The organism is Achromobacter xylosoxidans (assembly GCF_002192695.1).
Lineage (GTDB): Bacteria > Pseudomonadota > Gammaproteobacteria > Burkholderiales > Burkholderiaceae_B > Achromobacter > Achromobacter xylosoxidans_C.
The window spans coordinates 16433-39222 of sequence record NZ_MTLG01000002.1; the positions used below are offsets into that span (position 1 = coordinate 16433).

Consider the following 22790-nt stretch of genomic DNA (forward strand, 5'->3'; position numbering starts at 1 on the left):
ACAAAGATGAAGAAAAGCAGTCGCTACGCAGCCGCCGCCGCGCTATGCGCATGGGCGCTGAGCACGGGCGCGCAGGCGCAGCAGGAGCCGGGCATCACCGACAAGACCATCAAGATCGGCCTCTTCGCGCCCTTGTCCGGCAGCGGCATGGCGTATGGCTTTGACGTGCTGAACGCCGCCAAGATGTGGTACGCCAAGGTCAACAAGGAAGGCGGCGTGCACGGCCGCCAGATCGAGCTGGTGATCGAGGACGACCGCTGCAACGCCAATGACCTGGTCGCCGCGGTGAAGAAGCTGAACGAGCAGGACAAGGTGTTCCTGCTGAACGGGGGCTCCTGCTCCGCCGCGGTAGTGGCCTCGCGCGAATACATCGAGCGCGAAAAGGTGCCGCTGGTCATGCTCAACGCCTCGGGCGACGGCGCGCTCTATCCGCCCTCCAAGTACATCTATGGCGCCTTCTCCATCTCCCAGCACGCGGTGGGCGGCTCGATGGTGCAGTTCGCCGCCGAACAGCTCAAGGCCAAGAAGATCGGCTACATCAACCATGACGACGCCTACGGCGGCTGGAACCTGGAGGCCGCGCAGGCCCAGATCAAGCAGCTGGGCGACGCCACGCTGCAAGTCCAGTCGGTGAACCCGAACATCACCGACGTCACCGCGCCCATGCTGAAGATCCGCGCGGCCAATGCCGACGTGCTGCTGCTGACCACCTATGCCCGCCCCGCCGCGCTCATCATCAAGAAGGCGCAGGAGCTGGGCTGGAACAAGCCCATCGTGCTGGCGGTGAACGGCACGGCAGACCTGAAGCAGCTGGTGGAGAACGTGGGCAACAAGGACGCCTTCAAGAACGTCTACATCCAGGAAGTGCTGTCCGACGTGCCCGGCGGCGCCAAGCTGACCTGGATCTACGACATGTACAAGCAGGCCTACCCCGACCTGGCCGCCAAGCCGGGCCACCCGCAGACCTACATGCCTTATGGCCTGCCGCCGGCGATGGCGGTGGTCAACGCGCTCAAGGCCGCCGGTCCCCAGCCCACCCGCGAAAAAGTGCTGCAAGCGCTGGAAACCATGAAGTTCGACTCCGGCGTCATGGCCGGTCCGATCGAGTTCGGCCCGAACGACCGCGCAGCCCAGGAGTCCGCCATCTACATCAAGTTCGACGGCACCAACATGTCGCTCGTGCCCGGCGCCTTCAAGAGCGTCTGGCAGTACCAGAAGTAAACCAGCGGCCCGCCATGGGCCTGGCCCGCGCGCTGGCGCAGCAGCGTGCGGGCTGCCGGAGAACATCATGAGCTTTGCCGATATCTGGCTGTTCCTGCAGCAGGGGGTGCTGTCGGGACTGGTGACGGGCAGCGTGTACGCGCTGCTGGCGGTCGCCGTAGTGATCATTTTCAAGACCACCGACGTGCCCAATTTCGCCCAGGGCGAAATCTTCATGGTCGGCGGCTACATCGCCCTGTTCCTCACGCTGGTGATGGGCTGGCCGTATCTCGTCGTCATTCCCATTACGCTAGCCGCCGTGGCGGTCCTGTCCGGCCTGTTCCAGCGCGTCGTCATGGAACGCGTCATCGCCTCCAAGGGCGTGGGCGTGCAGATGGTGATCGCCACGCTGGGCCTGGCCTATGCGCTCAAGGGCCTGGTGCGCCAGACCGGCCTGGGCGACACGCCGCGTTCGCTGCCGCCGCTGGCCTCGACCGACGCCATCGTCATCGGCGACGCGGTGCTGACCCAGCTGGACCTGGTGATCTTCGCGGTCGCAGTAGTGGTGATGCTGCTGCTCTTTTGCATGTTCAGCTACACCCGGGTCGGGCGCGCCATGCGCGCGGTGGGCATGAATCCCAAGGCCGCCCGGCTGGTGGGCGTGAACCTGACCCGCATCCGCATGCTGGTGTGGGCGCTGGCCGGCCTGATATCGGCGGTCGCGGCGCTGCTCATCACGCCCAAGATCCTGATCACGCCCGACATCGGCCACATCGCCATCCTGGCCTATGCCGCGGCCATCGTGGGCGGCATCACCAGCCTGCCCGGCGCGGTGGTGGGCGGCTTCGTGATCGGCGTGGCCGAGAACCTGGTGGGACTGTTCATTTCGACCAATGCCATCGTGGTCGCGCCTTTCGTGGCCATCATGGTCGTGCTGCTGCTGCGTCCGCAAGGGCTCCTGGGCGGCAAACTGCAGGTGAAGAAAGTATGAGCAAGAAAATCGACCATGCGCTGCTGGCGCTGATGGCCGTGGTGCTGGCGATCCTGCCCTTCGCGGCCAGCGGCTATGTCATCTATGTGGTGAACCTGCTGATGGTGTTCGTGGTGCTGGCGCTGGGCCTGCACCTGGTCATCGGCGAAACCGGGCAGTTCGCGCTGTCGCACGCCGCCTTCTACGGCGTGGGCATCTACACCGCCGGCCTCATCAACAACCTGTGGCATCCGCCCTTCTTCATTTCCATCATCGCGGGCGGGCTGCTGGCCGCCGCGCTGGGCTATGTGATCGGCGCGCTGGCGCTGCGCATGCGCGACATCTATCTGGCGCTGTCCACCTTCGCCTTCGGCGAAGCGATGCAGTGGGTGTTCCTGAACTGGCAATCGGTCACCAACGGCTCGAACGGCTTCCGGATCTCGCCGGCCACGTTGTTCGGCTACGAACTGGTGTCGGACGCAAAGGCCTATCCCTTCGTGGTGCTGATCGCCGCGCTGCTGCTGTGGGCCACCATTGCGCTGTCGCGCTCGCAGCTGGGATCGGCCTTCCGCGCGGTGCGGGAAAGCGACGTGGCGGCCCAGGCCATGGGCGTGAACGTCAACGCCATCAAGCGCACGGCCTTCACGCTGTCCGCCGCCTATGCCGGCGTCGCCGGCGGCATGTACACGACCTTCGCGTCATTCATCCATCCGGAAAGCCTGGGCTTCCAGACCACCATCCTGATCCTGACGATGGTGGTGGTCGGCGGCATCGGCTCGGTGCGCGGCGCCATCGCGGGCGCCCTGGCCTTCGGCTTGATCTCCGAGCTGCTGCGCCAGGCGCTGTCGTTCCAGGAAATCATCTACGGCGTCATCCTCATGGGCTTCATGATGTTCGCGCCCAAGGGCCTGTTTGCGGGCCGCGGCGCGCGCAGGCGGGCTCCGGCGCCCGCCGCTCCCCTGCCCCCTGCCTCGCGCCAGGCCGCGGCCAAACCGACCCAAAGGAGCGCGGCATGAGCAGCCATCCCTATCTGGACGTGCAGGGCCTGACCGTGAAGTTCGGCGGCCTGACCGCCATCAACGGCCTATCCATGCAGGTCGAACGCGGCCGCATCCATGCATTGATCGGCCCCAACGGCGCGGGCAAGTCCACCACCTTCAACTGCATCTCGCGCTATTACCGTCCCAGCAGCGGCAGCATCCGGTTCGACGGCGCCGACATCACGCGCAAGAAGCCGCACGAAATGGCGGCGCTGGGCGTGGCCCGCACCTTCCAGAACCTGGAGTTGTTCGGCGCGCTGAGCGTGCGTGAAAACGCCCTGCTGGGCACCTACGCCCACGGCGCCGACAGCGCCGGCAAGCGGCTGCGCCCGGCCACCGCGCAGACGCGCGAGCGGGTCGAACACCTGCTGGAACGCGTCGGACTGGCCGACTTCCTAGACACGCCGGCGTGCAGCCTGGACTTCGGCCGCCAGAAGATGCTGGAACTGGCGCGCGCCCTGGCCATATCGCCCAAGCTGCTGTTGCTGGACGAGCCCGCGGCCGGCCTGCGCAACCGCGAAATCGAAACGCTGGACCGCCTGCTGACCGAACTCTGCGAGCGCGACGGCATCACGGTGCTGCTGGTGGAGCACGTCATGCAGCTGGTGATGTCGATCTCGCATCGCATCACCGTCATGTCCTTCGGCGAGAAGATCGCCGAGGGCACGCCCGCCGAGGTGCGCAGCAACCCGCGGGTGATCGAAGCCTATCTGGGCAAGGGAGCGGCCGGTGGCTGAATATCTGCTTGAAGTCGATGCGGTCTCGGCCGCCTACGGCAATATCCGCGCCCTGCAGGACGTATCGCTGAAGGTGCCGCAGGGCGCCATCGTGGCGCTGCTGGGCGCCAACGGCGCGGGCAAGTCCACCACGCTCAACGTGATCTCGCGCCTGGTGGCGCCCACCGCGGGCGGCGTGCGCTTCGCGGGCGAGCCCATACACCGCCTGGCGGCGGACGCCATCGTCGGGCGCGGCATCGTGCAAGTGCCGGAGGGCCGCGAAATCTTCCGCGACATGAGCGTGCGCGAGAACCTGGAGATGGGCGCCTATCTGCGCACCGACCGCGGCGCGGTGCGGCAGGACCTGGAGATGGTGTGCGACACCTTCCCGCGTCTGCGCGAACGCTACGAACAAAAAGCCGCGACGCTGTCCGGCGGCGAACAGCAGATGCTGGCCACGGGCCGCGCCATGATGGCGCGCCCGCGCATGATCCTGCTGGACGAACCGTCCATGGGCCTGTCGCCGCTGGTGGTCGAACAGATCTTCGACATCGTGCTGCGGCTGAACCGCGAGCAAGGCATCACCATCCTGCTGGTGGAGCAGAACGTGAAGCTGGCGCTGTCGGTGTCCAGCTACGCGTACATCCTGGAAAACGGCGAGATCGCGCTGGAAGGCGAGTCCGCCGCGCTCGCCAGCGACGAAGGCGTGCAGCGCGCCTATCTGGGCGCCTAGCGCGCCGCAAGGACCGACCATGATATCGATGCAAGACAAGCGGGTGCTCGTGACAGGCGCGGGCCGAGGCCTGGGAGCGGCCATCGCGCAGGGCTTCGCCAGGCAGGGCGCGGCCGTGATCGTCGCCGACGTCGACGCCGCGCTGGCCGCCGCCACGGTGCAAGCCATCCGCGCCGCCGGCGGCAAGGCCGCGGACGCGGCGCTGGACGTGACGGATGCCGCCGCCGTGCGCGCCTTCGCGCAGCGGTCCGCCACCGAACACGGCAATCTGGACATCCTGATCAACAACGCCGGGATTTCGGCGCGCGCCCCGTTCGACGATCCCAAGACGCCTGAGATCTGGGACCGCCTGATGAGCGTGAACCTGCAAGGCACGTTCAACGTCACGCACGCCTTCGTCGAACAGCTAAAGGCCACGCGCGGCGCCATCGTCAACCTGTGTTCCATCGTGGCCTACGGCTGCAGCATTTCGACCGCGGGCTACGTGGTGTCCAAGGGCGGCGTGCGTTCGTTCACGGAGGTGCTGGCACGCGACCTGGCGCCGCATGGCGTGCGCGTGAACGCCGTGGCCCCCGGTCTGATGGAAACGGAAATGACGGCGGGCCAGCGCGCGCAGGCGCAGGGCACGGACTGGTACATGCAGCGCGCCCCCATGGCGCGCGCGGGGCGGGCCGACGAAATCGTGGGCCCGGTTCTGTTCCTGGCCTCGGACATGGCCAGCTACGTGAACGGCGTGGTGCTGCCCGTGGACGGCGGCTATCTGGCCGTATAGGGAACCATCATGAATCTGGGCACGGCATTAGTCACGGGCGGCGCAAGCGGCATGGGTCTTGCCATCGTGGAGCGGCTGGCGCGCGACGGCTTTCGCGTCGTGATGGCCGACCGCAACGCGGAACTGGCCGCGAAAGAGGCCGAGGCGCTGCATGCGCAAGGGCTGGACGTGGAGTACCGCGTGGTGGACCTGACGGACGAAGCCGCCACCCGCGCGCTGGCGCGCGCGCTCGCGCCCCTGGCCGCGCTGGTCAACAACGCGGGGCTGTTCGACGAGCGCAAGTTCTTTGAAGTCGACAGTTCCGACTACCGCCGCGCTTTCGACGTCAACCTGCTGGCGGTGGCAAGCTTGACGCAAGAGGCCGCGCGCGACATGGCGCCGGGCGCCAAGATCGTCAACATCGCCTCGCGCGCCTATCTGGGCGCAAGGAACCATCCGCACTACGTGGCCTCGAAAGCGGCCCTGGTCGGCTACACGCGGGCCTCGGCTATGGAGCTTGCGCCGCGCGGCATCCTGGTGAATGCCATCGCCCCCGGCCTCATCGACACACCGCTCTTGCGCAACCTCACGCCCGAACGCCTCGCGGCCCAACTGGCCCTGCAGCCCACCGGCCGCGCGGGCCAGCCGCAAGACATCGCCAATGCCGTGTCCTTCCTGGCCGCGCCGCACATGGACTTCATCACTGGCCAGGTCATCTTCGTGGACGGCGGCAAATCGCTGGGCGGCTCGGGAGCATAGGCAGCATGGAAGGCATTATGTGGGACAAGGAAGTCGACGCGCTGGTCGTCGGCTCGGGCGCGGGCGGCATGGCCGCCGCGCTGACGGCGCGGGAAGAAGGACTGGACGTGCTGCTGGTGGAGAAGACCGGCCGCATCGGCGGCTCCACCGCGATCTCCGGCGGCGCGCTATGGATACCGCTGAACGCGCAGACGGAAGCCGCCGGCCATCCGGACAGCTTTGATAAGGTCTGGACCTACCTGGAGCAAACCGTGGGCGCGGCGGCTCCCGACGACATGAAGCGCGCCTACCTGGACGCCGGCCCGCGCATGATGGACTACCTGGTGTCGCGCGGCATCCTGGACCTGGCGGCGCGCACCGCCTCGCCCGATTACTACCCCGACCTGCCCGGCGCCGCGATGGGCGGGCGGTCGCTGGATCCGCTGGAATTCGACGGCCGCAAGCTGGGCCGGGACTTCCGCTTGCTGCGCGATCCGCTGAAGGAATTCACGGTGCTGGGCGGCATGATGGTCAACATCACCGATGTGCGCCATCTGCTGCGCGCCACGCGCTCGTTCGCGGCCTGGCGCCACAGCATGAAGCTGGCGCTGCGCTATGCCGCCGACCGCGCGCGCGGCTATCACCGCGGCACGCGGCTGCTGCTGGGCAATGCGCTGGCCGCGCAGCTATTCCACGGACTGCTGGCGCGCAGGATCGAGTACTGGCTGGACACGCCGGCGCTGGCGCTGCACCGCGATACTTCGGGCCGCGTGCTGGGCGCGGCGGTGCAACGCGACGGCAAGACGCTGAACATCCGCGCGCGACGCGGCGTGGTGATGGCCACGGGCGGCTTTCCCTGGGACCCGGCGCGCCGCGCGCAGAGCTATCCGCAGCCCACCGGTCTCTGGTCCATGTCGCCCGCGGACAACACGGGCGACGGCATCCGCCTGTCGGAAACCGCAGGCGCCGCGCTCGGCACGGGCCACGCCAGCCCGGCGTTCTGGGCGCCCGTCTCCGTGCTGGTATCCAAGGACGGCAAGCGCCTGCACTACCCGCATCTGGTGTGGGACCGGGCCAAGCCGGGCCTCATCGCCGTGAATGGCGCAGGCCAGCGCTTTGTCAATGAATCAGCCTCGTACCACGAGTTCGTGCAGGCCATGTACCGCAGCCATGACGCGACGCCCAGCATTCCCGCCTTCCTGATCTGCGACCAGCGCTTCATCGACACCTGGGGCCTGGGCCTGGCGCTGCCGGGCGGCCGGCCGCGCCAACACCTGATCGACGCAGGCTATCTGCTGCAAGGCGCCACGCTGGCGGCGCTGGCCGCCCGGCTGGACGTGCCCGCCGACGCGCTGCAAGCCACGGTGCAACGCTACAACGCCCACGCGGCCCAGGGCCGGGATCCGGACTTCGGCAAGGGGTCGACCGCCTACAACCGCTACCTGGGCGACCCGGAACACGAACCCAACCCCTGCCTCGCTCCACTGGCTGCGGGCCCCTACTACGCGGTCAAGGTCTATCCCGGCGACATCGGCACGGCCTGCGGCATCGCCGCCAATCCGCAGGCCCAGGCCCTGGACGCCGCAGGCGCGCCCATCCCCGGCCTCTACGTGGCCGGCAACGACATGCAGTCCGTGATGGGCGGCGCCTATCCCGGCCCCGGCATCACGCTCGGTCCCGCCCTGACCTTCGGCTGGATCGCTGGACAACATCTGGCGCATGCACAACACTGACGCCTCTCCACCGACAAGGATTCCCATGAAAATCTTCTATTCGCCCGCCTCGCCCTTCGTGCGCAAATGCATGGTCATCGCCCATGAACTCGGCCTGGCCGACCGCATCGAGAAGCTGCCGAGCGCAGCCGGACCCGTCGCGCGCGACCAGACCATCATCCCCACCAACCCGCTGGGCCAAGTGCCCACCTTCATCACCGACGACGGCCAGGCGCTGTACGACAGCCGCGTGGTCTGCGAATACCTGAACGACCTGGGCGGCGGCTCGCTGTTCCCGGCCGGCAAGACGCGCTGGCAGGTACTGACGGAACAGTCCATGGCCGACGGCATGCTGGGCGCGGCGCTGCTGGCCCGCTATGAAACCGTGCTGCGTCCGGAAGCGCTGCGCTGGGACGGCTGGGTCGAGGGCCAGCTGGGCAAGGTCCGCGACGGCCTCGCGCTGGTGGAAAAGAACGCCGCCGCGCTTGCAGGCCGCCTGGACATCGGCACCATCACCATCGGCTGCGCGCTGGGCTATCTGGACTTCCGCTTCCCCGACCTGGACTGGCGAGCCGGCCACCCGGCCACCGCCGCCTGGTACGAGACCTTCAGCCAGCGTCCGTCCATGCAGGCCACCAAGCCCTGATCCAATTCGGGCAGGCGCAGGGCCGGGAGAACCCGCCGGGCTCCCTGGCCATCACCTGCCTTGGTACGGCGCGGCCCCGAGCCGCGTCGCTAGGCCCCTGACGCGTGCAGGGGCCTTTTTTTCGCCCGGATCGCCCCCAGCTGTTACAGTGAAGTCGGCAGGCGGGCCGATCCGCCGGCCATCAACAGAAGGGGCCCAGCATGAACGTCGCTGCGATCTCCGCCATCCACCGGGCTGACGCGCCCTACCCCACGCGCTCCGCCGCGCTGGACGCCACGCGCGCATTCCCCGAAACCCAACGCGTGGCCCACGTCCACGCGGCCCGGTCAGCGGCCGCCGCCCACGCGGTGCACATCGACCGCGAACGCGACAGCCAGCCATTGCCGCTGACCTCCTTTGGCGCCTCGAATACGGACGCGCTGCGCGACCTGCACGCGGCATCGCGCATGCGCCGCGCCATTGAGGATTTTGCCGCGCAGCCCGACCCCGTGGCCCAGCGCGCCGGCTCCGCCAACGACCTGGGCACCATCGAAGGCCTGATGCCGCTGCAGGCCTACCGCGTCGCCATGGGCAATCCGCAGGTCCAGGAACTGCAGACCGCCGTGGCCATGAAGGCAGCCGGCCTGGGCATCCCCAAGGTCGCCAACATCGGCGCGACCGAGAATGTCACGGACAACGCGCGCTACCGGCCGGGCTTCGCTCCCTGACCAAGCAAAAAAAAGCCGCCTGACAAGTCAGGCGGCTTTGCATGCGGAACCAGGCGTCGATCAGTGGAAGAATTCCGCGATCATCGTCGCACCCAGGAAGGTGCCCGCATTGGCGGCCAGGGACACCACCACGATCTTCCAGCCCAGCTTGCGGAACGCCGGCAGGTCCTTGAGGATTGATAGGCCGGCCATGGCCAGGATCACGGTCGTGAACGGCAGGAAGTTCACCTTGCCGACCATGGCGATGATCTGGTCCGAGTACGGCAGCACGCCGGGGCAGCCCGCGGTCATGGCGATCAGCGACAGCACGAACACGGCCGGCAGCTTGGGCACGACGCGCAGCACCAGGTCGGTGAGGACGACCAGCAGGATGATAATGCCCATGCCCGGCAAGGCGTCGGCGAACGGCACGTTGTAGCCCAGGCGGTTGCCCACCAGCGCGAACAGGCCGCAGATGACGTAGGCGGTCAGGCGGTCGCCGAAGCCCATCTTGACGCCATGCGCGGGCGCGTCCTGCGTGACCTCATCATCAGCGGCGACGGTTTCGGCCTTGCCGCGCGAGAAGCGGCCCAGCACGGGTTCCAGCTTGCCGTACAGGAAGATGGTGGTCGGCAGCGAAATGAACAGCGTGAAGTACACGCCCACCACCGTGGTCAGCAGGTTGGCGGCGGCGGCCAGCGCGGCCACCTGGTGCGCGACTTCGGGCGTCTGCTGGGACGCGATCGCGCCCACGCCGGCAGCCATCATGCTGCCCGAGCCCACGCCGGCGCCCATGGCGAGCGAGCGCGGATCGAAGATGTTCAGGCTGGTGATGAAGCCGGCCATCAGCGCCACGAACAGCGCGCCGATCACGGTGCCGGTGATGTACTCGGCCATCACGCCGCGGCCTTCAGGCGAGTTCATGCCGTAACGCTCGCCGATGATGGCCAGGCTGGGCTCGCGGCCCACCGAGAAGGTGGCGCCGATGGCCTCGCGCTTGATGCCCAGCAGCAGCGCCAGCGGCAGGCCGATGGCCATGGTGCCGAAGAAGTGGCCGAATTCCTGGAACACCAGGGCCCAGCCGGCTTCGCGCACCTGCGGCAAGGCGCCGCCCACCATCAGGCCCAGCTTGGCCAGGAAGGGCAGCAGCGCGTATTGCAGATAGCCACTGATGCGGGTCTGCATGGCAGTGTCGATGTTCAGGCCGGCCGGCATGCGCTGGCCGAAGGCGGCCACGACGGCGCCGATGAAGATGGCCCACAGCATCGGCTGCAGAATGATCTTGCCCGGGCCTACGTTGAAGGTGGCGCTGCCGATCGCTTCGGAAACGACAACCACCAGCAAGATGGCGGCAAGCATGCGGATGCGCCCGGATAGCGGCATGGAAGGCGCGGCCAGGCTGGCGCTGGCGTGTGACATCGGATTCCCCTGAGTACGTGAATAGTCGTCGTGGCTGCCCGCCGCGATCCCGGCCGGCCGGCGTCCGGGTGGACGTCGCAACGCGGCGGCGGCGACGGCGCGCGCAGCAGGGCCGATTTTCGCCGGGGGCCCGGCGCGCAACCATGACAGGGTTGGCGCATAAACGTTGCGTAAAATGCAACGGATAGGCTTTTCCAGGGAAAATTTTGCATGATCTCGGATCATGCAAGGGTAAACCCTAGATTGTAGCTGTGGATCTGCCGCCGCACTCCCGCCACGGAGCCCCGCCATGGATGAAAAACTCGACGCCCGCCGCACTCACTATTTCATGCAGGTCATGAGCCGCGGCTCGGTGCGCGGCGCCGCCGAAGTGCTGGACATGGACCCGTCCGCCGTCAGCCGCGCCATCGCCGCGCTGGAACGCGATTGCGGCATCGCCCTGTTCGAGCGCCGCGGGCGCGGCGTGGTGCCGACCGACGCGGGCCACATCCTGGCGCGCTACATCAAGCGCCAACAGGACATCCAGGAGAGCTTCTTCTCCGAGATCGACAGCCTGCGCAAGGCCGAACGGGGACATATCGATCTGGTGCTGGGCGAGGGTTTCGTGGAGCTGATGTTCGAGCGCGTGCTGCCCGGCTACTGGCGCAGCCACCCCGAGGTCACTCTGGACATCGACGTGGCGCGCACGTCCGAGATCGTGCAGCGCATCGTCGACGACCGCGCCTATATAGGACTGGTGTTCCAGCCGCCCAACGACGCCCGCCTGCGCACCCACTATTCGCGGCCCGAGCCCATCCGCGCCATCGTCCGCGAAGACCACCCGCTGACCCTGCTGCGCCGCCCGCTGCTCTTGACCGACCTGGCCGACTATCCCGGCGCCGCCATGCAGGAAGGGTTCGGCGTGCGCCAGCATATCCAGGCCGCCGAGATCAGCGAGCAGGTCCGGCTGCGCAATGTGCTGACCACCTCGTCCTTCAAGGCGCTGTGGCAATTTGCCGCCGCCGGCATCGGCTACGCGCTGACGCCGCCCATCGCGGTCACCGCCGATTTGCGCGCACAGCGCCTGGCCAGCCTGCCGCTGGCCAACCCCATCCTCAACCAGGGCAGCCTGCACGTGCTGAGCCGCGCCGGCCGCCATGTGTCCCCCGCCGCGCGCGAACTGCTGGACCACATCGTGCGCGGCATCGGCGCCCCGACCGGTCCGGCGTCTGATACGGTCGGGTAAGGCGGATCTGCATCTGTTTCCCCGACGTCCGGCAGCCTACATTGGCGCTATCCGCCACGACGCCAGGAGAGACAACATGCTGAGTTTCTTGCGCACGGTCAAATCCGTGCTGTGGGGATTCTTCGGCGTACGCCGCGGGCGCGGCTACGATGCCGACATCGCCAACAACAAGCCGGCGCCCTTGATATTGACCGGGCTGCTGATGGCAGCCTGTCTGGTGATCATCCTGGTCGTGGTGGCGAAGTGGGCGGTGAACGCGGCACTGTAGAAGTGGCCCGCAGGATGGGTGAAGCGCGGTAAAACCGGGGCAAGAACCCAGGCGACAAACGCGCGCCGCCCATCATGCAGCAATCCATTCATGCCCGCGGATCATGGAACGCAGGCGGCATGATCTTATTACCAGAATGACTTAGACGGTCGCCGCAGCTGCCTGTTACGGTTATGAACCCCTTTCCCCTGCCGCATTGCGCCAGGCGAGCGCAAGGGCTCAGACCGAGAAGACTTCAAGGGCAGTAGACATGTACGTGTATGACCCCGTCGACCAGCAGCTCGTCGAGCAACGCGTGGCGCAATTCTCCGACCAGACGCGCCGCTTCCTCGATGGCCAACTAACGGAAGATGAATTCCGCGTTTTGCGCCTGCAGAACGGCCTGTACATCCAGCGCCACGCGCCCATGCTGCGCGTCGCGATCCCCTACGGCATCCTGGCGTCGCGCCAATTGCGTACGCTGGCGCACATCGCCCGCAAATGGGACCGCGGCTACGGCCATTTCAGCACCCGCCAGAACATCCAGTTCAACTGGCCCAAGCTCGAAGACGTGCCGGACATCCTGGCCGAACTCGCCACCGTGCAGATGCATGCCATCCAGACCAGCGGCAACTGCATCCGCAACACCACCACCGACCACTTCGCCGGCGTCGCGCCCGACGAGCTGGTCGATCCGCTGGTGTGGTGCGAGATCATCCGCCAGTGGTCCACGCTGCATCCGGAATTCGCCTTCCTGCCGCGCAAGTTCAAGATCGCGGTCAGCGGCGCGGTACAGGACCGCGCGGCCGTGGGCGTGCACGACATCGGCCTGCAGGCCGTCGAACGCGACGGCAAGCTGGGCTTTCGCGTCTGGGTCGGCGGCGGATTGGGCCGCACACCCATCGTCGGCAAGCTGATCAATCCCTTCGTCGAATGGCAGGACCTGCTGACCTATCTGCAGGCCGCGCTGCGGGTCTATAACCTGCATGGCCGCCGCGACAACAAGTACAAGGCGCGCATCAAGATCCTGGTCAAGGACCTGACGCCGGAAGTCTATGCGCAGCAGGTGGACGAACAGTGGCAGCTCATCAAGGGCGGCCCGGACACCATCACCCAGGAATTCGTCGACAGCATCAAGGCCCGTTTCGTCTGGCCGCAATACGATGCCGCTGCCGCGCAGGACGTGGACAACACCGCCGCGCTGGCCGCCGCCGATCCGCGCTTTGCGCGCTGGCTGCGCACCAACGTGCACCCGCACAAGGTGGCCGGTTATGCCGCAGTCACCGTGTCGCTCAAGCCCACCGGCGTGCCCCCGGGCGACATCACCGCCGACCAGATGGACGCGGTGGCCAACCTGGCCGACGAATACGGCTTCGGCGAACTGCGCGTCTCGCACGAACAGAACCTGATCCTGGCCGACGTGCGCCGCGCCCGCCTGCACGACCTCTGGACCACGCTGCAGGCGCTGAACCTGGCCACGCCCAACATCGGGCTGCTGACCAACATCATCGCCTGTCCGGGCGGGGATTTCTGCGCGCTGGCCAATGCCGTCTCGATCCCCGTGGCCGAAGCCATCCAGCGCCAGTTCGACAACCTCGACTATCTGTTCGAAATCGGCGAGCTGGACCTGAACATCTCGGGCTGCATCAACTCCTGCGGCCACCATCACGTGGGCCATATCGGCATCCTCGGGGTCGATAAGGCCGGCGAGGAGTGGTATCAGGTGACCATCGGCGGACGCCAGAACGGCGCGGCCAAGCCGCTGCCCGACATCGAATCCACACGCGGCGGCGGCGCCGCCATCGGCCGCATCATCGGCCCGTCGTTCGCGCGCGAGCAGGTCGCGGGCGTGGTGGACCGCCTGATCCGCACCTACCTGGGCCTGCGCGACAGCGAAGAGGAACGCTTCATCGACGTGGTGGACCGCGTCGGCATCGATCCCTTCAAGCAGGACGTCTACTCCGATCCCGCCTTCGCCAAACCCGCGCCGCAAGCCGAGGCCGCCCATGTCTGAAATCTATCCGCACGACGCCCCCGGCCCGCACCTGATCCGCAACGGCCGCCTGGAGGCCGACACCGCGCGCCTCTTCACGCCCGAGCCCGAAGTGCCCGCCGAAGGTCAGGTGCCTGGCGACGCGCCTGGCTGGATCGTGCCGCTGTCCACCTGGAAGACCTCGCGCGCCACCTTGCGCCGCCACCAGCATCCGGTCGCAGTCCTGCTCGACCCCGATGCCGACCTGCGGGACCTGGCCGACGCCGACGGCACGCTGGATCCCGCCGGCATCGCCTTCATCGCGGTGGATTTCCCGGTCTACACCGATGGCCGCGGGTATTCGCTGGCGCAGCTGCTGCGCACGCGCTACCAGTGGCAAGGGGAACTGCGCGCGGTCGGCGACGTGATGATCGACACCATCCACTACCAGGCGCGCGTCGGCTTCGACAGCTTCCTGGTCAAGCCCGGCCACGATCCGCACAAGGCCCTGGAAGCCTTCAGGACTTTCACGGTGCATTACCAGAAGACCTACCGGGTGCCGGCGCCGGCAGCCGCCTAGGCGGCCGGAAACCCCGGCAGCGCCCAGCGCTGCGTCCTGACCTCATCCTGCGCCAACTGGGCGCGGATCAGGTCGGCGATATTGCGCTGGCGCGCCGCCTGCATGCGGCTGATCAGGCTGGACACGCTGACGGCCAGGCGCGGATAGCCACCCGCGTCGCACAAGGCCACGCCCACACCCAACACGCCAGGCACCGCCGCATTGCCCACCACGGACCAGCCGCGTCCGCGCGTGTTCTCCACCAGGCGCCGCATCTGCGCCACCGTCATGCCGCCGTACGCGCGCAGCGCCTGTTCGTTCTGCGCAATCACCTCTTCCGACTCGGCGGGCGGCAGCGCCGCCAATAGCGCCAGCCCGGCCGCCCCCACGCCCAGCGGCTGTCGGTGCCCCACCGTGACCGCCAGCACCTGCACGGGATAGTTGCCCACTTCACGATGCAGGCAGAGCGAATCGTTGCCGGCGCGGCAGATGAGAAAAGCGGAATCGCCGCTGACGTCGCTGATCTGGCGCAGTACCGGCCGCAGGCCGCGCACAGCTTGCGCATGCGGATCGCCCGCCATCATCACGCCCAGCTCGGCCACGCGCCAGCGCGGCGCTTCGGACTCGCGCAAGGCGTAGCCCTCCTGCACCAGCACGTCGAGATAGCGATAGGCCGTGGTCCGCTGCATGCCCGCCGCGCGCGCGATGTCGACCACGTGCATGCCCGCCGCGCCCGCCTGCCGCAGCACGCCCAGCACGCGCAGACCGCGGCGCAACACGCGCGGCCCCGAGCCTTCGGATTCTGGTTTGTTCATTTTCTGGACAGCTTGCGTTGATGAGGCCCTTATCAAAGCCCAATATGAATCCGGGCAGACGCAGAGCTGTCCAAATATTAGACAAACAGGACGGAGACAACAATGAAGATGCAAAGCAAGCGGTGGGCCGCCGCGGCGGCCGCCCTGGGCACGCTGCTCGCGGCCCCGGCCCTGGCGGCCCAGCCCTATCCCGAGCGTCCCGTGACGCTGGTGGTCGGCTACGCGGCCGGCGGCGCCACCGACATCGTGGCGCGCCTGATGGCGAAGTCCCTCTCGGAAGCGCTGGGCCAGACTTTCGTGGTCGAGAACAAGACCGGCGCCAACAGCAACATCGGCGCGGAAATCGTCGCGCGCGCCGCGCCCGACGGCTACACGCTGTATGTGGGCTCCATCGCCAACACCATCAACCGCACGCTGTACAGCCAGCTCAACTATGACTTCGTGAAGGGCTTCGAGCCCGTGGGCCTGTTGGCGACCATTCCGAACATCCTGGTGGTCAATCCCAAGCTGCCGGTCAAGACCGTGCAGGAATACGTGGCCTACGCCAAGAAGAACCCGGGCAAGCTGACCTGCGCCTCGTCGGGCAGCGGCTCGTCCATCCATCTGTCGTGCGAACTGTTCAAGATGCAGACCGGCACCGACATCCTGCACGTGCCGTACCGCGGCAGCGGCCCGGCCGTGGCCGACCTGCTGGGCGGCCAGGTGGATTCCATGTTCGACAACCTGCCCTCGTCGCTGCCGCACGTGCAGGCGGGCAAGCTGCGCGCCATCGGCGTCACTTCGCCGCAGCGCCTGCCTTCCGCGCCCGACACGCCCACGCTGGCCGAATCCGGCTTGGCCGGCTTCGACGTGGAATCCTGGTTCGGCGTGATGGCGCCTGCCGGCACCCCCAAGCCCGTCGTCGAGCGCCTGAACCAGGCCATCAACAAGGCGCTGGCCAACCCGGCGCTGCAGGCGTCCTACCAGCAGTCCGGCTTCTACGCGCCACAGCAGCCCAACACGCCCGAGACCTACGCCACGAAGATCGCCAGCGAGATCGACAAGTGGGGCAAGGTGGTCAAGAGCGCCAACCTCAAAGCCAACTAGGAACACCAGGATGTACCCGATAGATTTCTTCTTCCGCGCCGCCGAGCAGTATCCGGAACGCATCGCGCTGGACGGCCCCGAAGGCCAGGCCACGTACTCGCGGCTGGCCGCCGACACGCGGGCGCTGGCCGCGGCCTTGCAGGATCTGGATCCGGCGCCGCAGACGCGGGTGGCGATCTGCGCCGGCAACTCCGCGCGGCACATCCTGGCGCTGCTGGCCGTGCTGGCCAGCGGCAAGGTGTGGGTGCCGCTCAATTACCGCAGCACCGAGCGCGAGATCGGGCGCATCCTGGACGCCACCGAGCCGTCCATCGTGATCGTGGACGGCGTGGGCGCGCCGCTGGCGCCCGAGGCCCAGGCCCCACAAGGCCGCCGCCACATCCATCTGGAAGACGCGGCGGCGCCGCTGGCGCTGGATGAGCTGCTGGCCCGCTGCGCCGGACGCGAACCGCAACGCCATGCGCTGCCGCGCGACGCCACCCAGGCCATCAAGTTCACCGGCGGCACCACCGGCTTGCCAAAAGGCGTAATGCAGCCGTACCACGCGTGGAACGCGGGCATCATCAACCAGATCATGAGCTGGGGGCTCACCCACGAAGACCGCTACGTCGTGGCCGCCCCCATCACGCATGGCACCGGCACCTACCTATTGCCAGTGCTGGCGCGCGGCGGCGCCCATCTGCTGTTGGATGGCGTCACGCCGGCCAGCATCACCGCCGCCTTCCGCGAGCGCGGCGGCACGCTGAGCTTCATGCCGCCCACGCTGATCTACATGATCATGGCGCAGCCCGGCGTCTCGCGCGCCGACTTCCCGCGCCTGCGCAACCTGATCTACGGCGGCGCGCCCATGCCCGTGGAAAAGATCGACCGGGCGCGCGAATTCTTCGGCCCGGTGCTGGGCACCACCTACGGCCAGACCGAGGCGCCGCAGATCATGACGGTGCTGCGGCCCGCCGACCTGGAAGCCCCGGAGAACCGCGCCTCGGTCGGACGCGTCACCTGGCTCAGCGACGTGGCCATCATGTCGCCAGACGGCGCGCTGCTGCCGCGCGGCGAGATCGGTGAGGTCGTGGTGCAGGGCGACCTGGTCATGTCGGGCTACTGGCGCCTGCCCGAAAAGACCGCCGAAACGGTGGTGGACGGCTGGCTGCATACCGGCGACACCGGCCTGATCGACGCGCGCGGCTATCTGTTTCTGAAGGACCGGCTGCGCGACGTGATCATCACGGGCGGCTTCAACATCTATCCGGTGGACGTGGAGAACGCGCTGTCCGCGCACCCTTCCGTCTACGAGTGCTCGGTATTCGGGCTGCCCGACGACAAATGGGGCGAGGCGGTCCACGCCGCCGTGCAGTTCCATCCCGGCGCGCAGGCCAGCGCGGATGAGCTCAAGGCCCACGTGCGCGGCCTGCTCGGCCCCGTGGCCACGCCCAAGCAATTCCACATCCATGACAGCCTGCCGCGCTCCAGCGTCGGCAAGGTGCTGAAAAACGCCGTGCGCGACGCGGCCCTGAAGGAGACCTCATGAAAACGCCCGAAACCCGCCTCTGCGCGCATCATCTGACCGGCATGTCCTACCGCGACGTGGACCTGGTCGAAGACCTGATCGGCAAGAAGACCTTCACCGAAGTCATGATCATGCAGATCCTGGGCCGCGAGGCCCGCCCGGTGGACCTGCGCATCGTCGACGCGGTGCTGGTCACGCTGATGGAGCATGGTCTGACGCCCAGCGCCATCGCCACGCGGCTGATCTACATGAGCGCGCCGGAAAACCTGCAGGGCGCGGTGGCGTCGGGGCTGATGGCGGTGGGCAGCCAGTTCGTCGGCACCATGGAAAACTGTTCGCGCCTGCTGGACCGCATCCGCCAGGCCGACGATGGTCGCACGGAAGCCCTGGCGATCGCCCGCGAATTCCGCGAATCGCGCAGCGCCCTGCCAGGCTTCGGCCACCATCTGCACAAGCCCGACGATCCGCGCTCGATCAAGCTGCTGGCGCTGGCCGAGGCCGAGCCGGATCTCAAGGGCGACTCGCTCAAGGCGCTGCGCCTGCTCTCGGCCGCCATCGACGAGACCTACGGCAAGCACATCACCATCAATGCCACCGGCGCGGTCGCGGCGCTGCTCAGCGAGATCGGCGTGCCGACCGAACTGATGCGCGGCTTTGCCGTCATCTCGCGCGCGGCCGGCCTGGTGTCGCACGTGGCCGAGGAACAGCAAAGCCCGTCCGGGCGCTACATCTGGGAAACCATAGACCACGCCATACCCTATGTGGGCCGTGGCAAGACGCATCAGGACGCAGAGCAAGCGTAACGGCGCATCCGCAGGGACGGGGGAATGGCCGGCGAGTACGCCTGGCCGCTCCCCCGGCAGCGTTCAACCCAGGTTCGGCGCCAGGGTGCGCTTCAGGTCTTCGATGCTGCGGCCGCTGCGGGCGGCGTAGTCCTGCAGCTGGTCTTCGCCGATCACGCCCACGTTGAAGTACTGCGACTGCGGGTGGCTGAAGTAGAAGCCGGACACGCTGGAAGCCGGGTACATGGCATAGCTGTCGGTCAGCATCATGCCGATGTCGGCGCCGTCCAGCACGCGGAACATGTCGGTCTTGATGACGTGTTCCGGGCAGGCCGGGTAGCCGGGCGCGGGGCGGATGCCCACGTACTTCTCGGCGATCATGTCCTCGTTGGACAGGGCCTCGTCGGGCGCATAGCCCCACAGGTCCTGGCGCACGCGGGCATGCAGGCATTCGGCGAAGCCTTCGGCCAGGCGGTCGGCAAGCGACTTCAGCATGATGCTGGAGTAGTCGTCCAGCGCCTTTTCGAATTCCGCTTCCTTCTTTTCGATGCCCAGGCCCGCCGTGACGGCGAACATGCCGATGTAGTCCAGCTTGCCGCTGGACTTGGGCGCGATGAAGTCGGACAGGGACTTGTTGCTGACGCCTTCGCGCTTGGCGCCCTGCTGGCGCAGGTTGCGGTAGGTGAACAGCACCTCGCTGCGGGTCTCGTCCTTGTAGACCTCGATGTCTTCGTCGTTGATGCTGTTGGCCGGATAGAAGCCCACCACGCCGTTGGCGGTGAGCCAGCGGCCTTCGATGATGCGCTTCATCATGGCCAGGCCGTCGGCGTAGACCTTGCGCGCCTGCTCGCCCACGACCTTGTCGTCCAGGATGGCCGGGAACGGGCCGAACAGGCTCCAGGTCTGGAAGAACGGGCCCCAGTCCACGTACTTGGCGATTTCGGCCAGGTCGTAGCTCTTGAAGGTGCGGCGGCCGATGAACTTGGGGCGCGGCGGCGTGTAGTTGTCCCAGTCGATCGCGGGACGCGAGGCGCGCGCGTCCGCCAGCGGCAGGATGGGCGTGGCCTTGCGGTTGGCGTGGCGGCGGCGCACCTCTTCGTATTCCTCGGCCAATTCCGCCAGATACGTTGCCGACTGGTCCGACATCAGGTTCGTCGCCACGCCCACCGAGCGGCTGGCGTCCGGCACGTAGATGACCGGGCCTTCGTAGTTCGGCGCGATCTTGACGGCGGTGTGCACGCGGCTGGTGGTGGCGCCGCCTATCATCAGCGGCAGCTTGCGGCTGCGGAAGTATTCGTCGCGCTGCATCTCGCTGGCCACGTAGGCCATTTCTTCCAGGCTGGGCGTGATCAGGCCGGACAGGCCGACGATGTCGGCGTTCTCTTCCTTGGCCTTTTCCAGGATCTGCGCGCAGGGCACCATCACGCCCATGTTCACGACTTCGAAGTTATTGCACTGCAGGACCACCGACACGATGTTCTTGCCGATGTCGTGCACGTCGCCCTTGACGGTGGCGATGACGATCTTGCCCTTGGCGCGCACGTCGCCGCCGGCGGCCGCGATCTGGCGCTTTTCTTCCTCGATGAAGGGGATCAGGTGGGCCACCGCCTGCTTCATGACGCGGGCCGACTTCACCACCTGCGGCAGGAACATCTTGCCCTCGCCGAACAGGTCGCCCACCACGTTCATGCCGTCCATCAGCGGGCCTTCGATCACCTCGATCGGACGGCCGCCGCGCGCGGCGATCTTCTGCCGCACTTCCTCGGTATCCTCGACGATGAAGGCGGTGATGCCATGCACCAGCGCGTGCGACAGGCGCGCCTCGACCTCCGCGTTGCGCCAGGTCAGGTCTTCTTCCTTCTTGGCGCCGGAACCCTTCACGCTGTCGGCGAACTGCACCAGGCGTTCGGTCGGGGTGCGCTCGTCATCGGCCTCCGTCTTGCCCACGGGCTCGGCGCGATCCAGCACCACGTCCTCGACCAGGTCGCGCAGCTTGGGATCCAGGTCGGCGTACACGCCCAGCTGGCCGGCGTTGACGATGCCCATCGTCATGCCTTCCTTGACGGCGTAATAGAGGAACACCGTGTGGATGGCCTCGCGCATGGGCTCATTGCCGCGGAACGAGAAGCTGACGTTGGACACGCCGCCGGAAATGCGGGCGTGGGGCAGGTTCTCGCGGATCCAGCGCGTGCCTTCGATGAAGTCCACGGCGTAGTGGTTGTGCTCGTCGATGCCGGTGGCGACTGCGAAGACGTTGGGATCGAAGATGATGTCCTCGGGCGGGAAGCCTTCTTCCTCGACCAGGATCTTGTAGGCGCGGCCGCAGATTTCCTTGCGGCGCTCCAGCGTGTCGGCCTGGCCCAGTTCGTCGAACGCCATCACCACCACGGCCGCGCCGTAGCGGCGGCACAGGCGCGCATGGTGGCGGAAGGGTTCCAGCCCTTCCTTCATGGAGATCGAGTTCACCACGGGCTTGCCCTGCACGCACTTCAGGCCTTCCTCGATGACCTCCCACTTGGAGCTGTCGATCATGATCGGCACGCGCGCGATGTCGGGCTCGGAGGCGATCAGGTTGAGGAAGCGCCGCATGCAGGCCACCGAATCCAGCATGGCCTCGTCCATGTTGATGTCGATGATCTGCGCGCCGTTCTCGACCTGCTGGCGGGCCACGGCCAGCGCCTCGTCGTATTTCTCTTCGCGGATCAGGCGGGCGAACATCTTGCTGCCCGTCACGTTGGTGCGTTCGCCCACGTTGACGTACAGCGTGTCTTCGTCGATGTTCAGCGGCTCCAGGCCCGACAGGCGGGTCTTGACCGGAATGTCCGGCACGGCGCGCGGGGTCAGCGACATGACCTTGGCCGCGATTTCGCGGATGTGGTCCGGCGTGGTGCCGCAACAGCCGCCCGACATGTTGACCAGCCCGGCGCGGGCGAATTCCTCCAGCAGCGCGGAGGTGTCGGCCGGGGTTTCGTCAAAGCCGGTTTCGGCCATGGGGTTGGGCAGGCCGGCGTTGGGGTAGACGCAGACGTAGGTGTCGCAGATGCGGGACAGCTCGGCCACGTAGGGGCGCATCAGCGCCGCGCCCAGCGCGCAGTTCAGGCCGATGGTGATGGGGCGCGCGTGGCGCACCGAGTTCCAGAAGGCTTCCACGGTCTGGCCGGACAGGATGCGGCCGGACGCGTCGGTCACCGTGCCCGAGATCATGACGGGCAGGCGCACGCCGCGCGCCTCGAACACTTCCTCGGTGGCGAAGATGGCCGCCTTGGCGTTCAGGGTGTCGAAGATGGTTTCGATCAGGACGATGTCGATGCCGCCGTCCAGCAGGCCGTTGAGCTGCTCGACGTAGGCGACACGCAGTTCCTCGAAGGTGACATTGCGCGCGCCCGGATCGTTCACGTCCGGCGAGATCGAGGCGGTCTTGGGCTGCGGGCCCAGCGCGCCGGCCACGAAACGCGGTCGTTCGGGCGTGCTGTAGGCGTCACAGGCCTCGCGCGCCAGGCGCGCGGACACCAGGTTCAGCTCGTAGGCCAGTTCCGGCAGCTCATAGTCGCCCTGGGCGATGGTGGTGGCGCCGAAGGTATTGGTCTCGATGACGTCGGCGCCCGCTTCCAGGTATTGCCGGTGGATCTCGGAGATCACGTCCGGACGCACCAGCGACAGCAGCTCGTTGTTGCCCTTGACGTCCTTGCCATGGCCGGCGAAGCGCTCGCCGCGGAAATCCGCCTCGCCCAGCTTGTAGCGCTGGATCATGGTGCCCATGGCGCCATCCAGGATCAGGATGCGCTTGCCCAGCAGGCGGGCGAATTCGCCGCCATGGGTATAGGCTTCGGGCGGGTAAGGCAGGCGGGGATACGACACGGGCAGGTCCGGATGGAGTTGGCGATGGCGGCGCTATGTGGCGAAAAAGCGAAAAACGCCGCAAAAACAAGCCCTGATCGTAACAAAATGGGCCTATCCGCGCCTCCCGGTGATACAGTTTCGGCCCC

At 67.4% G+C, this 22790-nt stretch carries 20 protein-coding genes; 17 read left to right on the plus strand and 3 right to left on the minus strand.

The window, feature by feature from the left end:
- The first annotated feature begins 6 nt into the window (after positions 1–6).
- The 10 genes from BRO63_RS00620 (at position 7) to BRO63_RS00665 (ending at position 9213) form a co-directional block, all read left to right on the plus strand.
- Positions 7–1221 carry an ABC transporter substrate-binding protein gene (locus BRO63_RS00620; protein WP_088138057.1) on the plus strand — a complete coding sequence of 405 codons (1215 nt, stop codon included), beginning with the start codon at positions 7–9 and terminating at the stop codon, positions 1219–1221.
- Positions 1222–1288: 67 nt separating this feature from the next.
- Positions 1289–2191 (plus strand): branched-chain amino acid ABC transporter permease, encoded by a 903-nt coding sequence (locus tag BRO63_RS00625; RefSeq protein WP_088138058.1) that lies wholly within the window; start codon positions 1289–1291, stop codon positions 2189–2191.
- Entirely contained in the window at positions 2188–3186 is a 999-nt protein-coding gene (locus BRO63_RS00630; protein ID WP_088138059.1) for a branched-chain amino acid ABC transporter permease, read from the plus strand. The genes BRO63_RS00625 and BRO63_RS00630 overlap by 4 nt, the downstream gene beginning before the upstream one ends.
- Positions 3183–3947: an ABC transporter ATP-binding protein gene (locus BRO63_RS00635; protein ID WP_088138060.1), complete on the plus strand. Its 765-nt coding sequence runs from the start codon at positions 3183–3185 to the stop codon at positions 3945–3947. Before BRO63_RS00630 ends, BRO63_RS00635 begins: the two co-directional genes overlap by 4 nt.
- On the plus strand, positions 3940–4659 hold the full coding sequence (locus tag BRO63_RS00640) for an ABC transporter ATP-binding protein (RefSeq protein WP_088138061.1): 720 nt from the start codon (positions 3940–3942) through the stop codon (positions 4657–4659). Before BRO63_RS00635 ends, BRO63_RS00640 begins: the two co-directional genes overlap by 8 nt.
- A 19-nt stretch (positions 4660–4678) precedes the next feature.
- Entirely contained in the window at positions 4679–5431 is a 753-nt protein-coding gene (locus tag BRO63_RS00645) for an SDR family NAD(P)-dependent oxidoreductase (protein WP_088138062.1), read from the plus strand.
- 9 nt (positions 5432–5440) lie between these two features.
- Positions 5441–6169, plus strand: a complete 729-nt coding sequence (locus BRO63_RS00650; protein WP_088138063.1) for an SDR family NAD(P)-dependent oxidoreductase — start codon at positions 5441–5443, stop codon at positions 6167–6169.
- 5 nt (positions 6170–6174) lie between these two features.
- Positions 6175–7881, plus strand: coding sequence for an FAD-binding protein (locus BRO63_RS00655; RefSeq protein WP_088138064.1), 1707 nt, complete (start codon positions 6175–6177; stop codon positions 7879–7881).
- Positions 7882–7906: 25 nt separating this feature from the next.
- Complete coding sequence (locus tag BRO63_RS00660) at positions 7907–8506, plus strand: glutathione S-transferase (RefSeq protein ID WP_088138065.1); 600 nt, start codon at positions 7907–7909, stop codon at positions 8504–8506.
- A 200-nt stretch (positions 8507–8706) separates the two neighbouring features.
- Positions 8707–9213 carry a hypothetical protein gene (locus tag BRO63_RS00665; RefSeq protein ID WP_088138066.1) on the plus strand — a complete coding sequence of 169 codons (507 nt, stop codon included), beginning with the start codon at positions 8707–8709 and terminating at the stop codon, positions 9211–9213.
- A 60-nt stretch (positions 9214–9273) separates the two neighbouring features.
- Here the strand turns inward: BRO63_RS00665 and BRO63_RS00670 are convergent, their stop codons facing one another.
- Positions 9274–10611, minus strand: coding sequence for a DUF3100 domain-containing protein (locus BRO63_RS00670; protein ID WP_088138067.1), 1338 nt, complete (start codon positions 10609–10611; stop codon positions 9274–9276).
- Positions 10612–10900: 289 nt separating this feature from the next.
- Here BRO63_RS00670 and BRO63_RS00675 point away from each other — a divergent pair, with 289 nt between their 5' ends.
- The 4 genes from BRO63_RS00675 (at position 10901) to BRO63_RS00690 (ending at position 14635) form a co-directional block, all read left to right on the plus strand.
- Positions 10901–11836 carry a LysR family transcriptional regulator gene (locus BRO63_RS00675; RefSeq protein WP_088138068.1) on the plus strand — a complete coding sequence of 312 codons (936 nt, stop codon included), beginning with the start codon at positions 10901–10903 and terminating at the stop codon, positions 11834–11836.
- 76 nt (positions 11837–11912) lie between these two features.
- The gene (locus BRO63_RS00680; protein ID WP_088138069.1) at positions 11913–12104 is read left to right on the plus strand and encodes a DUF2970 domain-containing protein; all 192 of its coding nucleotides are present in this window, start codon (positions 11913–11915) and stop codon (positions 12102–12104) included.
- Positions 12105–12354: 250 nt separating this feature from the next.
- On the plus strand, positions 12355–14097 hold the full coding sequence (locus BRO63_RS00685; protein ID WP_088138070.1) for a nitrite/sulfite reductase: 1743 nt from the start codon (positions 12355–12357) through the stop codon (positions 14095–14097).
- Positions 14090–14635, plus strand: a complete 546-nt coding sequence (locus tag BRO63_RS00690) for a DUF934 domain-containing protein (protein WP_088138071.1) — start codon at positions 14090–14092, stop codon at positions 14633–14635. The genes BRO63_RS00685 and BRO63_RS00690 overlap by 8 nt, the downstream gene beginning before the upstream one ends.
- Here BRO63_RS00690 and BRO63_RS00695 read toward each other — a convergent pair.
- On the minus strand, positions 14632–15429 hold the full coding sequence (locus BRO63_RS00695) for an IclR family transcriptional regulator (RefSeq protein WP_088138072.1): 798 nt from the start codon (positions 15427–15429) through the stop codon (positions 14632–14634). The genes BRO63_RS00690 and BRO63_RS00695 overlap by 4 nt on opposite strands.
- Positions 15430–15531: 102 nt before the next feature.
- On the opposite strand from BRO63_RS00695, the gene BRO63_RS00700 reads away from it, so the two are divergent.
- The 3 genes from BRO63_RS00700 to BRO63_RS00710 are packed head-to-tail and all read left to right on the plus strand — an operon-like array spanning position 15532 to position 18825.
- The gene (locus tag BRO63_RS00700; RefSeq protein ID WP_088138073.1) at positions 15532–16515 is read left to right on the plus strand and encodes a Bug family tripartite tricarboxylate transporter substrate binding protein; all 984 of its coding nucleotides are present in this window, start codon (positions 15532–15534) and stop codon (positions 16513–16515) included.
- A gap of 10 nt (positions 16516–16525) precedes the next feature.
- Positions 16526–18043 (plus strand): class I adenylate-forming enzyme family protein, encoded by a 1518-nt coding sequence (locus BRO63_RS00705; RefSeq protein WP_088138074.1) that lies wholly within the window; start codon positions 16526–16528, stop codon positions 18041–18043.
- Positions 18040–18825 (plus strand): citryl-CoA lyase, encoded by a 786-nt coding sequence (locus BRO63_RS00710; protein WP_088138075.1) that lies wholly within the window; start codon positions 18040–18042, stop codon positions 18823–18825. Before BRO63_RS00705 ends, BRO63_RS00710 begins: the two co-directional genes overlap by 4 nt.
- A gap of 63 nt (positions 18826–18888) precedes the next feature.
- Here BRO63_RS00710 and metH read toward each other — a convergent pair whose 3' ends face one another.
- Positions 18889–22662 carry a methionine synthase gene (metH, locus tag BRO63_RS00715; protein WP_088138076.1) on the minus strand — a complete coding sequence of 1258 codons (3774 nt, stop codon included), beginning with the start codon at positions 22660–22662 and terminating at the stop codon, positions 18889–18891.
- Positions 22663–22790: the final 128 nt, after the last annotated feature.